The following is a 21,548-nucleotide window of genomic DNA, read 5'->3' as shown; positions in this document are numbered from 1 at the left end:
TCCCCGAATTTGCATACGTGCATGCGGAAGGTACGTCCCCGAATTTGCACGCGTCTTCACGTTGCCGTGGGTTGAATCGATCAGCGCTCCCCTATGCGCAGAAGGTCGGGGATCTGATCGATGATGAGGTTTGCCTGATCCTGAGAGAAGCCAAAGCGCTCCTCGCGCTTGGCGATGACCGTGAGCCCCGCGGCGCATCCGGCGGCGATGCCGTACACCGAGTCCTCCACGCAGCAGCACGCGCTGGCGGGAAGCCCCAACAGCTCCAGCGTGTGCAGGTAGATCTCGGGGTTGGGCTTGCTTTGATGGAACTGCTCGCCCGACACGATGGGCTCGAACCGGCCCGTCAGACCGCACGCGCTGAGGACCTTGTCGATATTCGCCAGCGGAGAGGAGGACGCCAGCGCAACGCGGACCCCCATCCCGTGCAGCGCCTCCACCGTCTCGGCGACACCGGGGTTCAGCAGCTGCGCGTACGGCCGCGGGCGATGCGACGCCCACTCGTTGTAGATCGCCTCCGCCTCGTCACCGGACAGCTCGCCGCGGCCCCCGCGACGCATCCACATCTGCAGATTGCGCTGAAAATCCTGGTGCGACATGCCGACCTGATGCTTGCATTCATCAACGGTGATGCCCAGTCCGAGCTCTTCGCTCATGACGAGCAGCTCGTCGAAGTAGAACTTCTCGGTATCGACGATCACGCCGTCCATATCGAAGATGACGGCCTTGAAGGGAAATGCCACGGCGAATAATCCTTTCGGTCACAGAAAAGGGACTGCCCCGAAGAGACGGGGCAGTCCCGATACGTCACGCAGACGCAAGCGGGCTACTTGCGATGGGCGCGGTAGAACTCGATGAGCGCCTTGGTGCTCGCGTCCTGGACGGCGAGGGCCTCGTCGTCATGGAACGCGGGCGTGATCTGCTTGGCGAGCTGCTTGCCCAGCTCAACGCCCCACTGGTCGAAGGAATCGATGCCCCAGACCGTGCCCTCGACGAACGTGATGTGCTCGTAGAGCGCGATGAGGGCGCCGAGCGCATGCGGGGTGAGCTCGATGCCGAAGATCGAGGTGGACGGACGGTTGCCGGTGAAGATGCGCGCGGTGACGATCTCCTCGGGCGTGCCCTCGGCGCGGACCTCGTCGGCGGTCTTTCCGAACGCGAGCGCCTTGGTCTGGGCCAGGAAGTTGCCCAGGAACAGCTCGTGCACGTCCTGGTCGCCGTCCTTGTTGGGGTTGGCGGTGTTGACGAACGCGATGAGGTCGGAGGGGATCAGACGCGTGCCCTGATGGATGAGCTGGTAGAAGGCGTGCTGGCCGTTGGTGCCCGGCTCGCCCCAATAGATCTCGCCCGAGGCCGTGGTGAGCGCCGAGCCGTCCCAGCGGACGCCCTTGCCGTTGGACTCCATGGTGAGCTGCTGCAGATAGGCCGGGAAGCGGTGCATGTACTGGTTGTACGGCAGCACGGCGTGGCTCTCGGCGCCGAAGAAGTTGACGTACCAGACGTTGATGAGGCCCATCAGCGCCACGACGTTGTCCTCGAGCGGCGTGTTCTGGAAGTACATGTCGACATCATGGAAGCCCTTGAGGAAGCACTCGAAGCGCTCGGGTCCCAGCGCGATGATGAGCGACAGGCCCACGGCGGAGTCGACGGAGTAGCGCCCGCCGACCCAGTTCCAGAAGCCGAAGGCGTTCTCGGGATCGATGCCGAAGTCGGCGACGAGGTCGAGCGCGGTCGAGACGGCGACGAAGTGCTTCTTCACGGCCTCGGCGCGGCTCTCCTCGGAACCGTCGATGGCGCCCGCGGCCTCGAGGGCGTCGAGCAGCCAGGTGCGGACCTCGCGGCCGTTGGTCAGGGTCTCGAGCGTCGTGAACGTCTTGGACACGACGATGACGAGCGTGGTCTCGGGGTCGAGGCCGCGAACCTTCTCGGCCATGTCGTTGGGGTCGATGTTGGAGATGTAACGGCAGTCGATGCCGGCGTCGGCGTAGGGCTTGAGCGCCTCGTACACCATGACCGGGCCGAGATCGGAACCGCCGATGCCGATGGACACGACATGCTCGATCTTCTTGCCCGTGACGCCCTTCCACTCGCCGGAGCGGACCTTCTCGGCGAACGCGTACATGCGGTCGAGCATGTCGCGGACGTCGGCTACGCAGTCCTGGTCGCCGTCGAACACGGTGCCCTTATCGGATGCCGGGCGGCGCAGCGCGGTGTGAAGCACGGCGCGGTCCTCGGAGGTGTTGATGTGCACGCCGGAATACATGGCGTCGCGGCGCTCCTCGATATGCAGCTCGCGCGCAAGCTGGACAAGCAGCTTCATCGTCTCGTCGGTCACGAGGTTCTTGGACAGGTCGATGTGGAACTCGCCCATGTCGTAGCTGAGCTTGCTCACGCGGTCGGGATCGGCGGCGAACCAGCCCTTGAGATCGATGCCGGCACCGGTGAGCTCGTCATAGTGTTTCTGCAGGGCAGCCCATGCAGGCGTGCTCGTGGCATCGATAGGAGCAGGTACGGTAGACATAGGAATCCTCCTTTATCCGAACAGGCGCAGGTTTTCCGCGTCGTGCAACGAAGCGACTCCATTCTACCGCAGCGCGCAGACAGATTCGCCATTGCTCCCGTCATGAAACGGTCAGGGTGCCAAAGAAACGGTGAGCATCCAAATCGAGAGTCGAAAGGCCCCGTCGATGGGTTGAAACGAACCCGTCCCCAAATGACCCATGATTCAGCGCCCTCAGAGAGCACCCATTCGCTCCGAATACCGCCGCATTCATCCAAAGCACCCGATGCGATTCGCCTCCCACATATATAGTGTGTCTTATCTCGATTCCCCAACGATTGGAACGCATATGAAGCTGCCTCCCCTTGGACGCCGAACGCTCAGATATGCACTCGGCCTCGCTTTGGCCTGCGGACTCGCGCCCGTGGCCGCATATGCCCTGCCGACGATACCGGTGAACCCGCTGTCCGCGCTCACGGAGCCGTCTTCGACGGACGCTCAGGACGAGCAGACGGCCGTACCCGGCCAGGCGCTCGTCTTGTACCGAGCATCCGATGCCGCCTCGGTGAGCCTGCTCGACTCCGCGGCCGCCGACGAGTTCGCGAGCGCCGGCGTCACGATCGCCCAGACATGGGACTTCTCCGCTGTCGACCGCGCCGCAAGCCGGGGCGACATCGAGCTGCAGAGCGCCGATGGGGCAACCGACGCGATCCCGTCGGGCGACGACCTGCGCGTCGCGCTCGTCGAGCGAGAAGGAGCCGACGCAGACGAGCTGGTCGCCGAGCTCGAAGCACTCGACTTCGTGGTGGCGGCGCAACCGAACTACGTCGCGACGGTCGACGCGACCGCGCCCGATGACACCCTGTACGACGGCTGGCAGTACGGCTTGACCAGCGAGAGCGCCGGCATCGACCTCGAGGCGGCGCTCGCCGCCCGCGACGAGGCGGCTGCAACCGACGACAACATCGTCGCCGTGATCGACACGGGCGTCGACGTCTCCCACCCCGACCTCGCCGACCACATGTGGGAGAACCCCGGCATCGAGGGCCTTCCCGGCGAGGCGGGCTCGAACGGCTACGACTTCACCGGCAACGACGACGACCCGACGCCGGGCACCACGGACATCGACTCCCACGGCACCCACTGCGCAGGCGTCATCGCCGGCATCCAGAACAACGCGGAGGGAATCGCGGGAGCGAGCTCCGACACCAAGATTATGGCGCTGAAGGTGGCCCCCGAGAACTGCAGGGGCGTGCTGTACCTCAAAGACGTCGTCTCCGCCTACCAGTACCTCATCGGCGCGGCTCTCTCCGGGCAGAACGTCGTCGCGGCGAGCAACTCCTGGGAGATCGCCTCCTACGCACCCGTACTCGACTACCTGGTGAACCAGGCGGGCAAGCTCGGCATCCTGTCCGTCTTCGCTGCGGGAAACGCCACATCGGACACCGCCACCGTCGGCACCGGGGCGACCACGGGCCTCGAGAGCCCTTACGCGATCGTCATCGCGTCGAGCAACAAGTCGAACGCCCTGTCGACCTTCTCGAACTTCAACGAGACGGACGTCGACCTCGCACTGCCCGGCTCCAACATCATGTCGACGGTGAGCACCGACGCCGCGCACGCCTACTTCTCCCCGAGCGTGTCTCTGGCCGCAGGCAAGGACCTGGAGTACGTGAACGACTATTCCGACTACACCCCGGATTCTGACGCCTACCGGCTCTTTGTCTACAACACCGACGGGACGCTCGCCTCGCCTGAGGCCACCGACGCGTTCGCCATCGAGCCGGTCGCAGATGCGGGACACGGCACCCCCGGCCTCAAGGTGACCTTCGACCCCTCCCGGGCTGACGGAAGCTCCCAGTACACCGCGACGCTCCAATGGTATCTCGATAACCCGTTTATCGGCACGACGCACGCGGTGCAGGACTATGCGATCGGCGTGAGCGCGAGCATCGATGCCGGCAGCCCCTCCAACACGAGGCTGTACCTCGTACCATCCCTATACGCCGTCAAGGACGGCGCGACCGTCCCGCTTCACGGCGTGTCGACCATCACCGAGGTGAACATCGACCTGACCAACGTCTACGGCACCTCCTTGGCCGCCCTCGACACCGAGGCAGACCGACTGATCGGTGCCGCCCAGTTCAGCATCATGCCCGCCGACGGCGTCTGGTCGAGCGAAAAGACCACCTTCTACATCGAGCCCTACGGCATCGGTCTGGTGGACGGCGAGGGCGTGGACGACGAGACGAGCGACTACGCCCCCTACGGCGAGATGAGCGGGACGTCCATGGCGACCCCTCTCGCCGCGGGCACCGTAGGCCAGCTCGCCGCCCTCGACCCCGAGGCGAGCGCGCTCGAGCTGCGCGGAAAGCTGGTCGGCTCGACCGTCCCGGTGAGCACGACAACTTATGGGGGCGTCGAGAAGCACACGGCGACCGACGGCCGCTTCGACTGGAACGTGGCGCTCGACGACGATGCGGTGAACGCGAACACGTGGTCCGTCGACGCCGACCCGGCGACCGGCACGGTTACCGTCCACGGCTATGCCCTCGGCGACGCGAGCGTCACCCTCGACGGCGAGGACGTCTCCTGCACGGCGCAGACCGACAGCGAGCTGACCTTCACGGCGCCTGCCGACGCCTTCGACGGAGGCGTCCATCGCATCGACGTGACCGACGGCTCGACCGGGCGCACGCACCGCGCCTCCTACAGCCTCCCTGCGCGCGAGGCATCCTATGACATGATGCGGACGGACAGCCTCCCCGGCGGCACGACGGACTCGGCCACCGGCAGACTGGTGGGCGCCGAGGGCGCGCTGTATTTCGCCGACACGAAAGGCGCCTACCTGTATCGCCTGGATCATCCCGGAAACGGCTCCTGGACCGCATGCGCGGTACCCGGAACTCCGTGGCAGTCAACTATGCACGACTCCCATGCCCCGATAGCCTACACGGCGATCGGAAGCGATATCGTCGCCGTCACGACCGACCTAGACGAAAGCGGCATCGTCGTGCTTGCGGCGACCTACAGCGCGGAGCGCGACGAATGGAGCCCCTATCGGCAGATCGATGCCATCGCGACCCCGGAAGGGGCCGACCAGGCGATCTACATCTCCTCGCTCGCAAGCGCGACGACGACCGGCGACACCGCCTATGCGCTCGTGGGGACCTCGTACCAGTTCGCAACGGGCGATTATTTCCTCCGATACGCAATCGCTACCTTGGAGGGCCCCGACGGGGAGCTCTCCGCGACCGAGATTCGATCGGAGCAATTCCCGGGCATCATGCTCGCGCCGCTTGCGCCCATCGCGCATGATGGAAAGATCTACGTGATCGGCGCGATCGGCGGCGGGCGGACCGACCCCTCGGCAACGTACGCACCGCATGCATACACTATCGACCTGACAAGCGGGGTGTTGGATGACCTCGGTGCCATCGAGGATGCGCCGGTCTTTACCTACTCGGACTACGGAGATCTCGAGGGTTGCGTGACCGTCCCCTTCGAAGACGGCGCGCTCGTCTTCGCGCGCTCCCAGCAAGGCGTCAGCGACACCATGTACATCGACCTCGACACGCTCAGGTGCGAGGGCTCGGCATGGGTCGGCGGCGACTCCGCGACGGGCGTCACCATCACGTCTGCCACGGTCTTCGACGGGACGGTCCACTTGACCGCGCTCGACAACGGAACCGACGCGACGTCGGCTACGGGCGCGCTGTATACGCTGCCCCGCGCGGCTGCAGAGCAGCTCGCGAGCATCGCGTGTCCAACGGAGCACTACACCGACCTTGATGAGCTCGCGTGGTATCACGAGCCGGTCGACTGGGCGGTTTCCGAGAAGATCATGCCCGGCATCGACGCGGATGCCGGCGTGTTCGACCCGACGGGCACCCTCACACGCGCCCAGATGGCGCAGGTCCTGTACAACATGGCCGGCAAGCCGGCCGTCGACGACCCGATCCCCTACAGCGACTGCGACCAGGACGCCTGGTACCGCGATGCAGTCGCCTGGTGCACCCAGCAAGGCATCTTTATGGGGTATGACGACACCGACAAGTTCGGCCCGGACGACCCGCTGACGCGTGAGCAGATGGCGACCATCCTGTGGCGCATCGCCGCGCCCGAAACCGCCACCGAAGGCGACCTCGACCGCTTTACCGACGGCGCCACGGTATCCGAATGGGCGACAGAAGCCGTAACATGGGCGGTTGCCGAGGGATACCTGCGCGGTATCGGCAACGCGACCGAGCTCCAGCCGCGAGGAGACCTCGAGCGCGCCCAGGCGGCAACCGTGTTCATGCGCGCCGACCGCGACGGATTCCCCTTCCCGCAACCCGCAGCATAGCGGCGCGCACGCACGATCGGCCGAGGGCCCGAGACGTCGGAACAGCCGATATCTCGGGCCCTCGTCATGTCCGGAGCCTGTCCCGCATCCTACACGCCGCCACGGCATCTCCCCCGATTCAGGCCCTCGTTCATTCATGAACGAACGAGGGCATTTTCGGCGTTTCCGCAGGATTCGTTTGTTTGACACCCCTGTTAATTCATGAACGAACGGCCCCGCGGCACCGGCATCGGCCATGGCATCGGAGATTCCCTACAGGCGCAGACGCCCCAGCAGCTCGGGATAGCCCTCCTCCACCGCCTGGTTGTACTGGTGGGCGAACACGCCGATCGCAGCCGCCCACGTGCATGCAAGGCACAGAAGGACGATCGCCGTCACGACGACGCCCGCGAACAGGACCGCCGGCGTGGGCCCGGCGACAAAGACCGTCATGAGCAGCAAGACGATGTCGAGTATGAGCGAGAACGCGGCCACCCGGCGCAAGGCGCGCTGACGCGCCTGCTGGCCGCGCAGAAGCATCCCGTGGAGCTCCGTCAGCTCCTCCACCGTCAGGCGGTGCTCGACCAGACGCGCCCGGTCAGCCGCGCCCAGCCTGTTGATGTGAATCCGCATCGTATCCTCCAGCAAGCGGCAAGCCGCCAAGCCGCGGCGCCCGAGCCCCGGTATCCTACTCTTCCAGCTGCTCGCTCGCCTCGAGCCACGCGGTCTCCAGCTCGTCGAGCTCCGCGCGGGCGTCGTCGATGGCCCGCTGCTGAGCCGTAAGCGCCTCGAAATCCGTAGGGTCGACATCGGCCATGGCGGCCGTCAGCTCGTCGACCTTCGCGCGGCGCGCCTCCATCTTGCGCTCCAGGGACGAGACCTCGCGACGCAGCCGCTGGCGCTCGGCGTTGGAGAGCCGCGAGCCGCCGGAGGCCTCCCCCGACGCCGTCTGCACGGGAGAAGCCGCCTCGGCCGCCCGCTGCGCCGAGGACTTCTGCGTGCGCGCGGACGACGCGCCCACCAGGCGCAGGTATTCGTCCACCCCGCCCGGCACGTGCCGCAGACGCCCATCGATGATCGCGTACTGATGGTCGGTCACGCGCTCCATGAGGTAGCGGTCGTGCGTCACCAGAATCAGCGTGCCCGGCCACCCGTCGAGCAGGTCCTCGACGATGGCCAGCATGTCGGTGTCGAGGTCGTTGCCCGGCTCGTCGAGGATGAGCACGTTGGGCTCCTCCAGGATCGTCAGCAGAAGCGACAGGCGGCGGCGCTGGCCGCCCGAAAGGTCCCCGATGCGGCTCCACAGCTGCTGGGTGGTGAAACCCAGGCGCTCGAGCAGCTTCTCGGGACTCGTCTCCTTGCCGTCGACGATGTAGACGCGCTTGTAGCGCGAGAGCACCTCGCGGATCGTCTCGTCCATGTGCGGGGCGAGCTCGTCGAGCTGCTGGGACAGCACGCCGAAGCGCACCGTCGCGCCGATCTTCACGCGGCCGCTCGTCGGTGCGAGCTTTCCCTGGATGACCGACAGCATGGTGGACTTCCCCGCGCCGTTCTCGCCCAGCAGGCCGAAGCGGTCGCCGGCGCCGATCAACCACGTCACGTCCTCGAGCACCGGCTTGACCTCGCCATCGGCCCCATCCGCATATCCCGCATAGACATCGATCACGTCGATGACCTGCTTGCCCAGGCGCGACACCGCCAGGCGCTTGAGCTCGAGCTCGTTGCGCACCGGAGGCACGTCGGCGATGAGCGCGCGAGCCGCCTCGACGCGGAACTTCGGCTTCGTCGAGCGCGCCTGCGCGCCGCGGGACAGCCAGGCGAGCTCCTTGCGCGCCATGTTCCTGCGCCGGTCCTCGGCGACCGCCGCCAAGCGGTCGCGCTCGACCCGCTGCAGGATGTAGGCGGAGTAGCCGCCCTCGAACGGCTCGACGACCCCGTCGTGCACCTCCCACATGGAGGTGCAGACCTCGTCCAGAAACCAGCGGTCGTGCGTCACGATGAGCAGCGCGCCCTCGCCTGCGCCCCAGCGGGCCTTCAGGTGCTCGGCCAGCCAGTTGATGGTGCGCATGTCGAGATGGTTCGTCGGCTCGTCGAGCATGAGCACGTCATAGGTGCCGATCAGCAGGCGCGCGAGGTCGACGCGGCGGCGCTGGCCGCCGGACAGCTCGCCCACCGTACCCTCCCACGGCACGTCGGCGATCAGGCCGTCCAGCACCTGGCGCACGCGCGGGCTCGAGGCCCATTCGTACTCAGGCGCGTCGCCCACCACGGCGCGATGGACCGTGTCGCCGTCGTTGAGCGCATCGCGCTGGCCGAGCAGGCCGACTGAGATGTCGCGCCGATGGGTGACACGGCCGTCATCGGGCTCGAGCTCGCCGGACAGCACCTGGAGCAACGTGGACTTGCCGTCGCCGTTGCGCCCGACGATGCCGATGCGGTCGCCCTCGTTCACGCCGAGCGTCACGTCGTCGAAGATATGCTTGGTGGGAAACTCCAGCTTCACGGAATCGCAGCCGAGAAGAATCGCCATATGCGCTACACCGCCTCTGCAATCGCATTTCGTTCGACCATCTATCCTAGTGCAACTTTAGGGACAGTCCCCCAAATTTCACGGAGGAGACGCGCGTCTCCTCCGTGAAATTTGGGGGACTGTCCCTAAAGTTGCAAAAAACGGCGACCCGGGTCTCAACGGGTCGCCGCTGCATGGAGTGCCGCACCGGAGCCTGGGCATGCAACCGGACTCGACGGCGGGCATATGAGAACGTCGGATTAAGAGAACATTCCCGTGAGGTAGTCGTTCAGCCGTTTATCGTTCGGACGCTGGAAGATCTGGTCCGTCTCGCCGTACTCGACCATCTCGCCCATATAGAAGAAGGCGGTGCGGTTGGACACGCGAGAGGCCTGCTCCATGTTATGCGTCACGATGATGATGGCGCGGTTCTCGACGATCGTGTTCATGAGGTCCTCGATGGCCAGCGTCGAGATGGGGTCGAGCGCCGAGCAGGGCTCGTCGAACAGGATCACGTCGGGATGCATGGCGAGCGTGCGGGCGATGCACAGGCGCTGCTGCTGGCCGCCGGACAGGGCGAACGCGCTCTGGTCGAGCTTGTCTTTGACCTCATCCCACAGGGCGGCGCCGCGCAGGGACTCCTCCACCATCTGGTCGAGGGTCGCCTTGTCCTTGATGCCATGGCGTTTGGGCGCGAACGTGATGTTCTCGCGGATGGACTTATGGAAGGGGTTCGGCTGCTGGAACACCATGCCGATGGACTTGCGCAGCTCGTAGAGGTTCTCGGTCTTGGTGTTGATGTTGCGCCCCTGGTAGAGGATCTCGCCCTCGACGCGGCAGCCCTTGATCTCGCGGTTCATGAGGTTCAGGCTGCGCAGGAACGTGGACTTGCCGCAACCGGAAGGACCGATGAGCGCGGTGATCTCGCCCTTGTGGAACTTGAGGCTCGTGTCGTTCAGCGCATGGTGGTCGCCGTAGTACACGTTGACGTCTTTGGTCTCGAGCACGACCTCCTCGGAGATGGCCACGCCCGTCGTGCGGTGCGTCTTTTCGCTCGAGCCGACGCTTTTGAGGAACTGATCGGTTTCGTTCGTCATTCGGCGGTCATCCTCCTTGCAAGTGCCTTACCGGCGATGCGAGAAAGCACGTTGAACAGCAGCACGCAGATCATCAGCAGGGCCGCGGTGCCCCAGACGATGTGCTGGGCCTCGGGGCTGCCCTCGCCGTAGATCTTGTAGATGTGCACGGCGAGCGACTCGCCCGGACGGAAGATGTTCCACGCGCAGGTCGGGCTCGCGAAGTTGAGCGAGAAGAAGTTCAGGCGCGCCGGCGAGCTCATGCCGGAGGTGAACAGCAGCGCAGCGGCCTCTCCGAACACGCGGCCGGCGGACAGCACGACGCCCGTCACGATAGCGGGCATCGCCGCGGGGATCAGCACGTGCAGGGTGGTCTCCCAGCGGGTCAGGCCCATGGCCAGGCACGCGTCGCGCTGGCTGGCGGGAACGTCCTCGAGCGCCTGCTGGATCACGCGGGTCAGGATGGGGATGTTGAACATCGTGAGCGCGATGGCGCCCGAGATGAGCGAGTAGCCCCAACCGAAGTTCACGGAGAACATCAGGAAGCCGAACATGCCGACGACGATGGAGGGCAGGCTGGACAAGGTCTCGATGGCCGTGGACGCGATCTTGGTGACGGGGCCCTCGGGCGCGTACTCGACCAGGAACACCGCGCCGCCCAGGCTGATGGGCAGCGAGATGATCAGGGTGAGGATCAGCAGGTAGAACGAGTCGAAGAGCTGATAGGCGATGCCGCCCTCGGTGCCGTTGGAACGGCTCGCCTCGGTCAGGAAGCCGGGCTGGAACAGCTGGCCGATACCCTGAGCGAGGATATAGATGACCATCGACACGACGATGAGCATGACCAGGCCTACGATGAGCGTCAGGATACCGGTGGCGATCCGGTCATTGCGCATGGAACGCTTGATGCGCGCGTTCTGCGCCTCCACAGAGATGTTAGCCACGCGCCTTCGCCCCCTTTGCACCGATGAGATGGATGATCAGGATGAAGATGAGCGACATGCCCATCAGCAGCAGGCCGAGCGACCACAGGACGTCGTTCTGGACGGAACCGGTCGCGTAGACGGCCATGGAGGTGGTCAGCGTCGTGGTGATGGTCGACGCGGAATCGAGCAGGCCCTCGGGCATGGCCTCGACGCCGCCGATGACCATGCGGACGGCGAGCGTCTCGCCGAACGCACGCGTCATGCCGAGGATGACCGCGGTCATGAGCGACGGCGTGGCGCTCTTGAGCACGACGTGCCAGATGGTCTGCCAACGGGTGTAGCCCAGGGCGAGCGAACCGTTGCGGTATCCGTCGGGCACGGCGCGCAGCGCATCGATGGACAGCGTCGTGATAGTCGGCAAAATCATCAAAGCCAGCACGATGGAGCCGGGAAGGATGCCCAGGCCCAGATCGACGTTGAAGATCACGCGCATCGCGCCGACGATGACATGGAAGCCGATCAGGCCGAACACGACCGACGGGATGCCCACGAGCAGCTCGATGAGCGGCTGGAAGTACTTCTGGCCGAACTTGGGCTGAATCTCGACGACGAAGATCGCCGCACCGATGGCGATGGGCACCGCGATGATCGTGGAGATGATCGTCACCGCGAAGGAGGTGACGATCAGCGGGAGCGCGCCGGTAAACGGCAGGCCGGTCGCCTCGTTCGTGTTTGCGAGGTTCCACGTCGTTCCCGTGAAGAATTCTGCAATGTTAACGCCGTCCTTGATGAAGGTGGACAACCCGCGCTGAGCAACCATGAGGATGAGCGCCACAACGACAAGTGTCACGAGCGCGACGCAGGCGCCCGTGACACTCAAGCCTACCTTCTCAAGGTTGCGTTTTGGCATCTGCTTAGCCATAGCGCACCTTTCGAAAAAGTTCTATGTACTGGGCGTAATTCGGACAGGCCGGAATTACTTCTCGGTAACGTTGCCGTCGGCGTCCTTGACCACGGTCATCTGGGACACGGGGATGAAGCCCTGCTCCTCGACGAGCGAGCCCTGGACGTCCTCGGAGAGCATGTACTCGAGGAAGGCGGTGGTAACCTCGTCGGCGTCCTTCTTGCAGTACATGTGCTCGGTGGCCCAGATGGGGAACGAGTTGTCGTAGACGTTCTCGGAGACGGGCTCGACGCCGTTGACCTTGATGGCCTTGAACTTGGTGTCGTCGAAGTGGGAGAAGTCGAGGTAGGAGATGGCGTTGTCGGTGGAACCGATCTGGGTCACGACGTCGCCGGACTTGTCGAGCTCGGCCTCGCCCTTGAAGGTGGACTCGGGCTGGCCGGCGCCGAAGACGGCGGCCTCGAAGGTGGCGCGGGTACCGGAGCCGGACTTGCGGTTCATGACGTAGATCGCGGCGTCGTCGCCACCGACCTCGGACCAGTTGGTGATCTCGCCGGAGAAGATGCCCTTGAGCTGCTCAAGGGTCAGATCGTCGACGGTGACGTTCATGGAGACGACAGGACCCATGCCGACGACAGCGACCTCATGGTCGACGAGGTCCTCGCACTGGTCGGCCTCGAGCTTGGTCTCGGCGAACACGTCGGAGTTACCGATGGTCACGGTGCCGTCCGCGACAGCGGTCAGGCCGGTGCCGGAACCGTTGCCGGAGCCGGTGATGGAGACATCGGGGTTCTCGGCCATGAACTGCTCAGCGGCGGCCTCGACGAGAGCCTGGAAGGAGGAAGCGCCGTCATAGGTGACGGTACCGGTCAGCGAGGAGCTCCCGGAAGCGCCAGCGGAACCGGCAGCGGTGGAGGCGGTGTCGCCGCCGCAACCAGCAAGACCGAGGCCGGCAACAGCAGCAAGGCCACCGGCGAAACCGAGGAACTGACGACGAGAGCAAGCGTAGTCGAACATGGTTCTCCTTTCGCGAATTCTGCGATTCGCAACATCCGTGCGGGCGGCCATGCAGACCCGTCCGCGTTTCGACTACGTACTGTATCGCGCGTTCACCGAGCGTTTTTGCTCGCTCGCGTCTTATTACGATGCTCTGACTAAGATTTACCTTCAGATTTCTACCGGTTTACACGGTCCTTACAATGACACCGTGTGGTAAAGCGCTTCATCGCGACTATCAGCATCCGCCAAGGGGACGCATATCCGCGGCTTTGCGCCCCGCGCCGCGCAGGCCGCAACCTCCTCCGGGCGAAAGTGGCTAGAAATTTCCGTTTTGCTGTAGCTGAACCGGTATTGAGGGGTCGGAAGCCCGCCGCTGGCACCGGTCTCCCCCTTAAAGCGCCCGATTCGGGGATCTTGGGGTCCAGAGACCGACTTCGTAACCGGCCAATACAGCCAAGACGGCTTATCCGGATATCTCCACCGCGCCTGGCTTACAGCAAAACAGAAATTTCTAGCCACTTTCCTCGGGGAGGGCAGCATCGGCGGGGGCCGATGACATAAAGCGGACCGTTTGGCGCGCTAAAGGGGGTCTGTGATTGCCTTTAGCGTGCCAAACGGCCCGTTCTGTGTCATCTCGGAACTCTGCGCTCCCGCAAGACGCGGCGGCACGCCCGCTCGAGCGTGCCGCCGCATGCAGAGATGAATTAATCAGCGTTCCTAGAACTCAACGTCCATGAGGCGCAGGATGGACAGGATGTACATCTTGAGCGCGCCCTTGAGCTGCGCCTCGCTCGCGCACTCGTTGGGGCCGTGCATGGACCCGCCCCATGCGGGCAGCTCGAGGCTGTTGTCCTCCGGGCCGAACGAGACGGCGCGCTTGAAGTTTCGAGCATACGTGCCGCCGCCCATGGAGAGCAGCTCAGCGGGCTTTCCGGTGACCTCCTGGTAGACGTCGAGCAGCGTCTGGACGGCAGGATGGTCGGCGGATACCGAGAACGGCACGTTGGCGTGGCCGACCGCAAGCGTGGCGCCGAAGCGACCCGCCACCTCGCTGCACGTGGCCTCGAGCTGCTCGGCCGTCGTGCTGTCGGGGAAGCGCACGTCGATCGTCTGGCTGATGCGGCCGTCCGCGACCTCGATCGTGCCGCCGTTGACGGTCAGCGGGCCGAAGGCCTCGCTGGAGGTCGCAATGCCCAACGCCTCCCCCGCCGTATCCGCGTGGATGATGGACAGCAGCTCGAGGTAGGGCTTCTCGGACTCGGCGACGAGATTCGCCTCGCGCAGATACCCGACGATCAGGCCGATGGCGTTGATGGTTCCCTCGGGCAGCGACGCGTGGCCGCCGATACCGTGCGCGCTGATGCGCGTGCGCCCGGGGGCGATGGCCTCGACGTCGATGCGGTCGGCATTGGCGACCGGGGCCGGGCATGCGGAGGCATCGACGGCGAGCTCGCAGACCGACTCGGACGGAATGGCGTTCGTGGCCTCGGCGCCGCTCCAGGACAGGATACGGCCACCCTCAATCGGACCGCTCGTGAACGTGGCCCCGAACTGGCCCTTCTCGGCGTTGCAGACCGGGAACTCCGCATCGGGCGTGAACAGGAAGGCGGGGTGATCATGGCCGGCGAGATAGTGGTGCACGTCGGTCATGCCCACCTCCTCGTCGCTGCCGAGCAGGGCGCGGAAGGTGTAGCGCGGCGTGATCCCCGCATGCTTGAGGAAGGCGCCCGCATAGAGGGACAGCACGGCAGGACCCTTGTCGTCGATCACGCCGCGGCCGAGCAGCCAGCCCTCGCGGCGCTCCATGACAAACGGGTCGGTGTTCCAACCGGGACCCGCGGGAACCACGTCCACGTGCGCGATCGTCGCGATCTGCGTATCCGACGCACCGGGGATGTCGGCGATACCGATGTAGCCCTCGTCGTCGCTCGTCTCATACCCGAGCTTGCGCGCGATACCCAGCGCGCAGTCCAGGGCGGCGCGGGCGGGGGCGCCGAACGGGGCGCCCGGGGTCCCGGCGTTCTCGTCGGCAACGGACGGATGGCTCACCAGATCGGCGATGTCCGCGATGACATCCTCCCACACCTCGTCAACGTATGCGTCGACGCTGTTCTCGAGCTCTTGATCCATATCGTGTCTCCAATCTAGATGTTGAAAGCGTGCTGTTAGAGAGAGACGCCCAGCACCTGGGCGACCTCCCCCATGCCGTGGCAGATGACATCCGCACCGACCTCTTCGTGCTCACCGGGCTTGGCGGTGCCGGTGTAGACGGCGATACAGGGGATGCCGCAAGCGTGCGCGCCCTCCGTATCGTGCTTACGGTCGCCGACCATGACGACCTCGTCGCAGGTGACGCCAAGCTGGCGCATGGCCTCGCGGATGCAGTCCGCCTTCGTGTCGCGCCCCGGCTCGAGACGGCCCACGATGACCTCGAACGGCGGCAGCCCGAGCGCGTTGATCATCTCGATGGCCATCGATTCCAGGCGCGACGTGGCGATCGCGATGCGCGTCCCGCGGTCGACAAGAGCCTGCAGCAGCTCCGGCACGCCCGGAAGCGGCGGGTAGTCCTCCGGCTTGACCTCGGCGTTGAACAGCTTGCGGTACTCATTGGTGATCGCGACGGCCTCATCGAGGTCGACATGGCACAGGTCCATGAAGCCGTCGTACAAGGGAGGTCCGATGAGGCTCGTCATGTCGCCGAGGGAATCGACGTCATATCCGCGGTTCCCCAGCGCCATGCGGGCCATGCGCAGGATCGCGGGACTCGTGTCGGCCAGCGTGCCGTCAAAATCGAACAGCACGACCGGCCGGGTGGAAAGATGGAGCGTATCGGGCATGGATGCGCCCTCCTTTTCGTCGCGTAGGCCAACGTCCACCATCATACGACAGCCCGGGGCGGAAAACGCGAGCAGCTTGGAGCCCGCACAAAGCAAGAAGGGCTCGTCGCCGGCGGAGACGTCGCTTTCGAACAGGTGGGTTTGCCCCGAGCCTCCGATAGACCGCCATGGATACGGTAGCCCAGCGAAGGTTATTCATGAAAAAGCACGAGGCCGCCATCTCCTATCCTGCGGGAATGTCGAATCGGCCCTTCTACGTTCATGAAAAAGTACGGATCGGGGAACGCGGCGGAGCGGCGGTAAGCTCTGTCCTGCCCCGCCGCAGTCGCAGGGGCGCTTTATCCAGGGTGGCTTAACAGGGGTCGACCAAAAAGCCGCTATCGCGGTGCACAAAACGCATGAACATGAATTTGGTATCAATAAACCGCATATAGTATGTGAAACAGCCTGAACGGGCAATCAACGACCTGCGGTTTTGTTGATGACTTTGCAGGGGGAATCATGCATCTGGGCTCTGAGGGTCAGAAATAGCTGGATGATTGATACCAAATTGATCTGAACCTATCCGCCGCGATCCAATATCGGTTCGATCAGGGAAGAGACAGGATCCCTCGCAGGCAAAACCCTTCAAGCTGCCCAGAAAGCATGGTATGGATACCAGATCGTAGCTCCTGAATGCCCGCTGAGTACCGCTAATGACCCGCCGTGTTGAGATTCAGCAGGACTACGCCGACGACGCACAGGATGATGCCCACCGCGCTCGCGACATTGAGCTGCTCGTAAAACACGAGCGCCGAGATGGCGGTCGTCGCGACGATGCCCACGGCGCACCATGTCGCGTAGGCGACCGACAGATCGACCGTCAGCAGCGCGCGGGCAAGGCACAGATAGCATGCGACATAGCAGATGACGGTCAGAACGCTCCAGCCGAACTGGGTGAAGCCCGCCGAGAGCTTCAGGCAGGTCGTCGCCACGATTTCGCAACCGATGGCCCCGGCCAGCAGCAGATATCCCATATTCCCGTCCCCTTTCGCCACGAAAAAGCCCCGGCGCCGTCAAGCACCGGGGCTCAAAGCTATACAGCTAGACGCTCGCGTTACTCAGCTTCCTCGTCCTTCTTCTCGGACGGCAGCGGAGCAACCTCGATCTCGACGCCGAGGGTCTCGGCGGCGGACTTCATCGAGAGGCTGATGCGACGACGGTCGAGGTCGATCTCCATGACCTTGACCTGGACCTTGGCGCCGACATGGGTGACCTGCGAAGGCTGGTCCACGTGCTTGTTGGCCATCTCGGAGATGTGCACGAGGCCCTCGATGCCCTCACCGAGGTCGACGAACGCGCCGAAGGGCACGAGCTTGGTGACGGTGCCCTCGACGATAGCGCCGACGGGGTACTTCTTGACGAGCGCGCGCCACGGATCCTCGGTGGTCTGCTTGAGACCGAGGGAGATGCGCTCGCGGTTGAGGTCGACATCCAGGACCTCGACCTCGACCTCCTGGCCGACCTTAACGACCTCGGAGGGGTGGTTGACGTGGTTCCAGGAGAGCTCGGAGATGTGGATGAGGCCGTCGATGCCGCCCAGATCCACGAAGGCGCCGAAGTCCACGATGGAGGAGACGGTGCCCTTGAGGCGCATGCCGCTCTTGAGCTTGGAGAGGATCTCGGTGCGCTCGGCCTTGCGGGACTCCTCGAGCACCACGCGACGGGACAGCACGACGTTGTTGCGGTTGCGGTCCATCTCGATGACGCGAGCCTCGATGGAGGTGTGCAGGTAGGAGCTGAGGTCCTTGACGCGACGGAGGTCGACGAGCGACGCGGGCAGGAAGCCGCGCAGGCCGATGTCGAGGATCAGACCGCCCTTGACGACCTCGATGACCTCGCCCTCGACGTTCTCGCCGGAGTTGAACTTCTCCTCGATGCGGTTCCAGGCGCGCTCGTACTCAGCACGCTTCTTGGAGAGGACCAGACGACCGTCCTTGTCCTCCTTCTGGAGCACGAGAGCCTCGATGGGATCGCCCAGCGAGACGATGTCTGCAGGGTTGGCATCCTTGCGGATGGAAAGCTCGCGCACGGGAATGACGCCCTCGGACTTGAATCCGATGTCGACGAGAACCTCGTCGCGCTCGATCTTCACGACGGTGCCGTTGACCAGATCTCCCTCGTCGAAATCGGTGATCGTGCCGTCGATGAGGCTGTTCATCTCCTCCTCATTGACATCATCGAGGGAGAAAATGGACGAGTTCTGAATCTCACTCAAAGGTGGACCCCTTTCGAACTATGGGGCCCCGATTGCTAGGACCTGCAGATTGCACGTGCGTCCAGGCGGGTGCCCGGCTGCGGTGCGCACCGTTTGGAACTTCTCGGGAGCCGACAGATACTGATGTGAGCGTATGCTCACGTTCGTCTAGACTACGTGGAATCGTTCTGATTTTCAAGGTCAAAGACGGATTTTTACGTAAACGGTTTGAAAAGAATTCCCGTCTCTCCACCGAATAGTCACGACTGCAATCGCTCCGATAACAAAAGTGTAAGCGAAGCGGATGGCATGCATTCATCAGAATGGGTACAACAGACGCATATGCATGACCGGCGTTCATGCAATCACGCCGCGATTCGACCCGTAAAGGAGGTGCACATGCTGAAAGCCGTGGTATTCGACATGGACCAGACCCTGCTCGACATCAACCTGAGCGCCTTTATCGCGGTGCTCGCCAAGGAGGAGTCCGCGCTGCTTGCGGACATCGGGCGCAGGAACCCCCTGTCCATGTTCGCCGCGTACACGGCGGCGCTGCTCGACGTCAACCGCGCGGAGCGCGACAACACGTGCACCAACCGGGAGCTGTTCGACGCGGCCATCGAGCGGCGCGGCGGCGTGGTGCTGTCGGACCCCGTCATCGCCGACGCGCTCACCTATTACGAGCGCGAGATCCTGCCCGGGCGCAACGACGCCATCATCGACGCGCATCCCATGAAGGGGGCCGCCAAGGCCATCGAGGCGGTGCTCTCGCGCGGACTGCGCATCGCCCTGCTCACCAACCCGAGCTTCGGCGCCGCCTGCATCGAGTGCCGCATGGGCTGGGGACAGCTGCTCGACGTGCCGTTCGAGCTCGTAACGACCATGGAGAACACGCGCCGCGTCAAGCCGAACCCCGAATACTACACCGATGCGCTCGACGAGCTCGGGCTGAAGCCGTCGGAGGTCCTCATGGTCGGCAACGACCGCCAGCGGGACTTCCCCACCCCCGACATCGGGCTGCAGACCGCCTTCGTCGGCCGCGGAACCCCGGTGCGCGCAACCTGGTGCGGCCGCATGGACCAGTTCGCCGAGAGCTTCGATGAGATCGAGCAGCGCTTCTACAAGCGCGCCGAGCGCAACCTCATCGACCTCGTGCAGGAGGTCTGACGCGCGTCTGTCCCGTGGATGGCGCTGGGCGCGAGCGGATCACCCGCTTACTCATTACATCTCTTAATTATATGCACATTATAATACTGTTATGATTTCTCTCATATTTCATATATAGTTTGACTGTGCCAGCAAAGTCCGCTGTGGGCGGCGCTCTAATTCCTTGATTGGAGTGTCGCTTATGAACATTTCTGATGTTCTAGAAGTCCTGAAAGCCCTGGCGAGTGCCCTTGCGGATCTTGGCAGGGGAGAGCCGACCAATTGCTTTCGCGCCGGGCGTCTCCGTGGCGAGGCGGATGCGGGAGAAGGCGAGGAAGGCGCAATGTACCTGCGCCGACGCAGCCTGAGCCCGTAGGCGCCCGCCACGGGGGCGCGTGGCGCGGAATGAATTGGTCGGCGCTTCCCTTCCATAGGCCGATTCCTCTTCGACCTATGGCAGGAGAATAAGCAGAAAAACGGATGACGAAGGGAGATGGATGAAGCCCGGCGGCAACCGGGCTTCATAAAGCAATAGCACCTTGCGCTGCCCACCCAAGTTAAGCATTCCGGGCTTTGCTGGTACAACTATACTGTACCACGACGGGACTCAGTTTATGCAGAATCGCCTATTCCCATATTTCTGGTACCGCGCGCACCTTCGGGTTACCTGAGGCTACACGCGCGTCTTGCCGATCATGAGGTTCAAGATCTCCACGTCGGTCGCCTTCATGCCGACGCGGCCGACGTAGCCCATGGACGCGATCGTCTGCTCCACCGTATCCTTCACGAGACCCTCGCCCGCTTGGAAGCCACGGTCGGCCATGGCCATGTCGCAACCCAGGATGGCAGCGTCGACGGCAGCCGAGATCTTCGCGGCGCAGCTCGGTTTGGCACCGTCGCACACGATGCCGCCCACGTTCCCGAGCGTGTTGACGATGGTACCGCCGATCTGCTCGCGGGTGCCCCCGCGCATCCAGCAGATGGCGGCACCCGCGCCACATGCGGCGCACACGACGCCGCAAAACGCCGACAACGCGCCGATATAGCCCTTGACGTGTGCGGCGACCAGGTCGGACAGAGCCAGCGCGCGCAGCAGGCGCTCATGGTCCACGCCCAGCTCGGCCGCATACTCCACCACCGGCAAGCAGCAGGTGATACCTTGGTTGCCCGATCCGCAGTTGATCACCACGGGCATCGAGCAGCCGCTCATGCGCGCGTCCGATCCGGCAGCCGCGCGGGCACGGGCCCGGCAGGCCACGCCTTCGCCACGGGTCTCCATCAGCGTGCGCCCCACCTCGGCGCCCCAGCACCTCTCCAGGCCCTCGCGCGATATGGCGTCGTTGAGCTCAATCTGGCGCTCGAGCACCTCGCGCGCGCCCTCGATGTCGCCGTCCTCGGCGAACCCCACGATCGCATCGATGGTCAGGTACGCGTAGGCGGGGTTGTCCTCCTGCACGGCCAGCGCGGGATCGGCCTCGCGCGACCCCTCGAGCACCTCGTCGTCGAAGGCGCGCAGGACCACGTTCGTGTGGTGCTCGGCGATGACCACCTCGGCGGAGTGCCCGTCTGCGCTCGCCGTCACCTTGATATAGAGGTTCGGCACGCCCTCCACGAGCTCGACGGTGCAGTACGAGCGATCCGCCAGAAGCTCGCGCGTGCGCGCGATGTCGTCCGCCGTCACGGTCTCCAGCACTTCGAGCGCGCTGTCCGCGTTGCCGCCGACCGCGCCGAGCGTGGCCGCGGCCTCAATACCGTGCATGCCGTCCGAATTGGGGACCGTCACGCTCTTCACGTTCTTGACGATGTTGCCCGAACACCCGACCCGCATGGCCTGCGGCTCGGCGGCGAGCGTCGCGCGGGCGAGCGCCGCCGCGTAAGCGACCGCGATGGGCTCCGTGCATCCCAGGGCGCAGACGAGCTCCTCGTTCAGGATCTCGCACAGCGAGCGGTCGCGGATTTCGGTACAGAACTGAGGGTCGCGGTCTTCGGACATGCACGGTCCTTTCAGCGTGGGCGGGCAAATCGTTGATCTATTGTAACAATTCCCTGTCGTCCGCATCGCTCATCTCAACGCCCCGCGGGCATCGCCGA

At 64.5% G+C, this 21,548-nt stretch carries 15 protein-coding genes; 2 read left to right on the top strand and 13 right to left on the bottom strand.

The window, feature by feature from the left end:
- Positions 1-80: 80 nt before the first annotated feature.
- Together QVN30_RS08925 and pgi are read right to left on the bottom strand one after the other, a co-directional pair.
- Entirely contained in the window at positions 81-743 is a 663-nt protein-coding gene (locus QVN30_RS08925) for an HAD family hydrolase (protein WP_079989245.1), read from the bottom strand.
- 83 nt (positions 744-826) lie between these two features.
- Positions 827-2,521 (bottom strand): glucose-6-phosphate isomerase, encoded by a 1,695-nt coding sequence (gene pgi / locus QVN30_RS08920; protein ID WP_204538979.1) that lies wholly within the window; start codon positions 2,519-2,521, stop codon positions 827-829.
- Positions 2,522-2,924: 403 nt separating this feature from the next.
- On the opposite strand from pgi, the gene QVN30_RS08915 reads away from it, so the two are divergent.
- Positions 2,925-6,845 carry a S8 family serine peptidase gene (locus tag QVN30_RS08915; protein WP_289836129.1) on the top strand — a complete coding sequence of 1,307 codons (3,921 nt, stop codon included), beginning with the start codon at positions 2,925-2,927 and terminating at the stop codon, positions 6,843-6,845.
- 252 nt (positions 6,846-7,097) lie between these two features.
- Here the strand turns inward: QVN30_RS08915 and QVN30_RS08910 are convergent, their stop codons facing one another.
- The 10 genes from QVN30_RS08910 to rpsA all read right to left on the bottom strand — a co-directional run bounded on the left by QVN30_RS08910 (position 7,098) and on the right by rpsA (position 18,332).
- On the bottom strand, positions 7,098-7,457 hold the full coding sequence (locus QVN30_RS08910; protein ID WP_289836128.1) for a hypothetical protein: 360 nt from the start codon (positions 7,455-7,457) through the stop codon (positions 7,098-7,100).
- A gap of 55 nt (positions 7,458-7,512) precedes the next feature.
- Positions 7,513-9,354 carry an ABC-F family ATP-binding cassette domain-containing protein gene (locus QVN30_RS08905; protein WP_289836127.1) on the bottom strand — a complete coding sequence of 614 codons (1,842 nt, stop codon included), beginning with the start codon at positions 9,352-9,354 and terminating at the stop codon, positions 7,513-7,515.
- Between the two features lie 239 nt (positions 9,355-9,593).
- Positions 9,594-10,430, bottom strand: a complete 837-nt coding sequence (gene pstB, locus QVN30_RS08900) for a phosphate ABC transporter ATP-binding protein PstB (RefSeq protein WP_066833551.1) — start codon at positions 10,428-10,430, stop codon at positions 9,594-9,596.
- Positions 10,427-11,353, bottom strand: coding sequence for a phosphate ABC transporter permease PstA (gene pstA, locus QVN30_RS08895; RefSeq protein WP_229254311.1), 927 nt, complete (start codon positions 11,351-11,353; stop codon positions 10,427-10,429). The genes pstB and pstA overlap by 4 nt, the downstream gene beginning before the upstream one ends.
- Complete coding sequence (gene pstC / locus QVN30_RS08890; RefSeq protein ID WP_273358286.1) at positions 11,346-12,257, bottom strand: phosphate ABC transporter permease subunit PstC; 912 nt, start codon at positions 12,255-12,257, stop codon at positions 11,346-11,348. The genes pstA and pstC overlap by 8 nt, the downstream gene beginning before the upstream one ends.
- Before the next feature lie 54 nt (positions 12,258-12,311).
- Complete coding sequence (locus QVN30_RS08885) at positions 12,312-13,256, bottom strand: phosphate ABC transporter substrate-binding protein (RefSeq protein ID WP_066833555.1); 945 nt, start codon at positions 13,254-13,256, stop codon at positions 12,312-12,314.
- Between the two features lie 699 nt (positions 13,257-13,955).
- Positions 13,956-15,368 (bottom strand): Sapep family Mn(2+)-dependent dipeptidase, encoded by a 1,413-nt coding sequence (locus QVN30_RS08880; RefSeq protein ID WP_289836126.1) that lies wholly within the window; start codon positions 15,366-15,368, stop codon positions 13,956-13,958.
- Positions 15,369-15,403: 35 nt separating this feature from the next.
- Positions 15,404-16,075, bottom strand: coding sequence for an HAD family hydrolase (locus QVN30_RS08875; RefSeq protein WP_289836125.1), 672 nt, complete (start codon positions 16,073-16,075; stop codon positions 15,404-15,406).
- A gap of 692 nt (positions 16,076-16,767) precedes the next feature.
- A complete protein-coding gene (locus QVN30_RS08870) occupies positions 16,768-17,091 on the bottom strand; it encodes a DMT family transporter (protein WP_289836124.1) in 324 nt (107 codons plus the stop codon).
- Between the two features lie 80 nt (positions 17,092-17,171).
- Positions 17,172-18,332: a 30S ribosomal protein S1 gene (gene rpsA, locus QVN30_RS08865; RefSeq protein ID WP_289836123.1), complete on the bottom strand. Its 1,161-nt coding sequence runs from the start codon at positions 18,330-18,332 to the stop codon at positions 17,172-17,174.
- A 378-nt stretch (positions 18,333-18,710) separates the two neighbouring features.
- Between rpsA and QVN30_RS08860 the strand changes: the two genes are divergently transcribed.
- Positions 18,711-19,478 carry an HAD family hydrolase gene (locus QVN30_RS08860; protein WP_289836122.1) on the top strand — a complete coding sequence of 256 codons (768 nt, stop codon included), beginning with the start codon at positions 18,711-18,713 and terminating at the stop codon, positions 19,476-19,478.
- 652 nt (positions 19,479-20,130) lie between these two features.
- On the opposite strand, the gene QVN30_RS08855 is transcribed toward QVN30_RS08860, so the two are convergent.
- Positions 20,131-21,450: an L-cysteine desulfidase family protein gene (locus tag QVN30_RS08855; RefSeq protein WP_289836121.1), complete on the bottom strand. Its 1,320-nt coding sequence runs from the start codon at positions 21,448-21,450 to the stop codon at positions 20,131-20,133.
- Positions 21,451-21,548: the final 98 nt, after the last annotated feature.

This window comes from Collinsella ihumii (genome assembly GCF_030385545.1).
In the GTDB taxonomy this organism is placed as follows: domain Bacteria; phylum Actinomycetota; class Coriobacteriia; order Coriobacteriales; family Coriobacteriaceae; genus Collinsella; species Collinsella ihumii.
Note: the sequence above shows the minus strand (reverse complement) of the source record. Positions and strands in the feature narration are given on the sequence as shown.

Bases quoted from the DNA above. Each gene is read 5' to 3' on its own strand.
- pgi (WP_204538979.1), bottom strand. From the start codon at position 2,521: ATGTCTACCGTACCTGCTCCTATCGATGCCACGAGCACGCCTGCATGG.
- QVN30_RS08910 (WP_289836128.1), bottom strand. From the start codon at position 7,457: ATGCGGATTCACATCAACAGGCTGGGCGCGGCTGACCGGGCGCGTCTG.
- QVN30_RS08905 (WP_289836127.1), bottom strand. From the start codon at position 9,354: ATGGCGATTCTTCTCGGCTGCGATTCCGTGAAGCTGGAGTTTCCCACC.
- pstB (WP_066833551.1), bottom strand. From the start codon at position 10,430: ATGACGAACGAAACCGATCAGTTCCTCAAAAGCGTCGGCTCGAGCGAA.
- pstC (WP_273358286.1), bottom strand. From the start codon at position 12,257: ATGGCTAAGCAGATGCCAAAACGCAACCTTGAGAAGGTAGGCTTGAGT.
- QVN30_RS08885 (WP_066833555.1), bottom strand. From the start codon at position 13,256: ATGTTCGACTACGCTTGCTCTCGTCGTCAGTTCCTCGGTTTCGCCGGT.
- QVN30_RS08880 (WP_289836126.1), bottom strand. From the start codon at position 15,368: ATGGATCAAGAGCTCGAGAACAGCGTCGACGCATACGTTGACGAGGTG.
- QVN30_RS08875 (WP_289836125.1), bottom strand. From the start codon at position 16,075: ATGCCCGATACGCTCCATCTTTCCACCCGGCCGGTCGTGCTGTTCGAT.
- QVN30_RS08870 (WP_289836124.1), bottom strand. From the start codon at position 17,091: ATGGGATATCTGCTGCTGGCCGGGGCCATCGGTTGCGAAATCGTGGCG.
- QVN30_RS08860 (WP_289836122.1), top strand. From the start codon at position 18,711: ATGCTGAAAGCCGTGGTATTCGACATGGACCAGACCCTGCTCGACATC.
- QVN30_RS08855 (WP_289836121.1), bottom strand. From the start codon at position 21,450: ATGTCCGAAGACCGCGACCCTCAGTTCTGTACCGAAATCCGCGACCGC.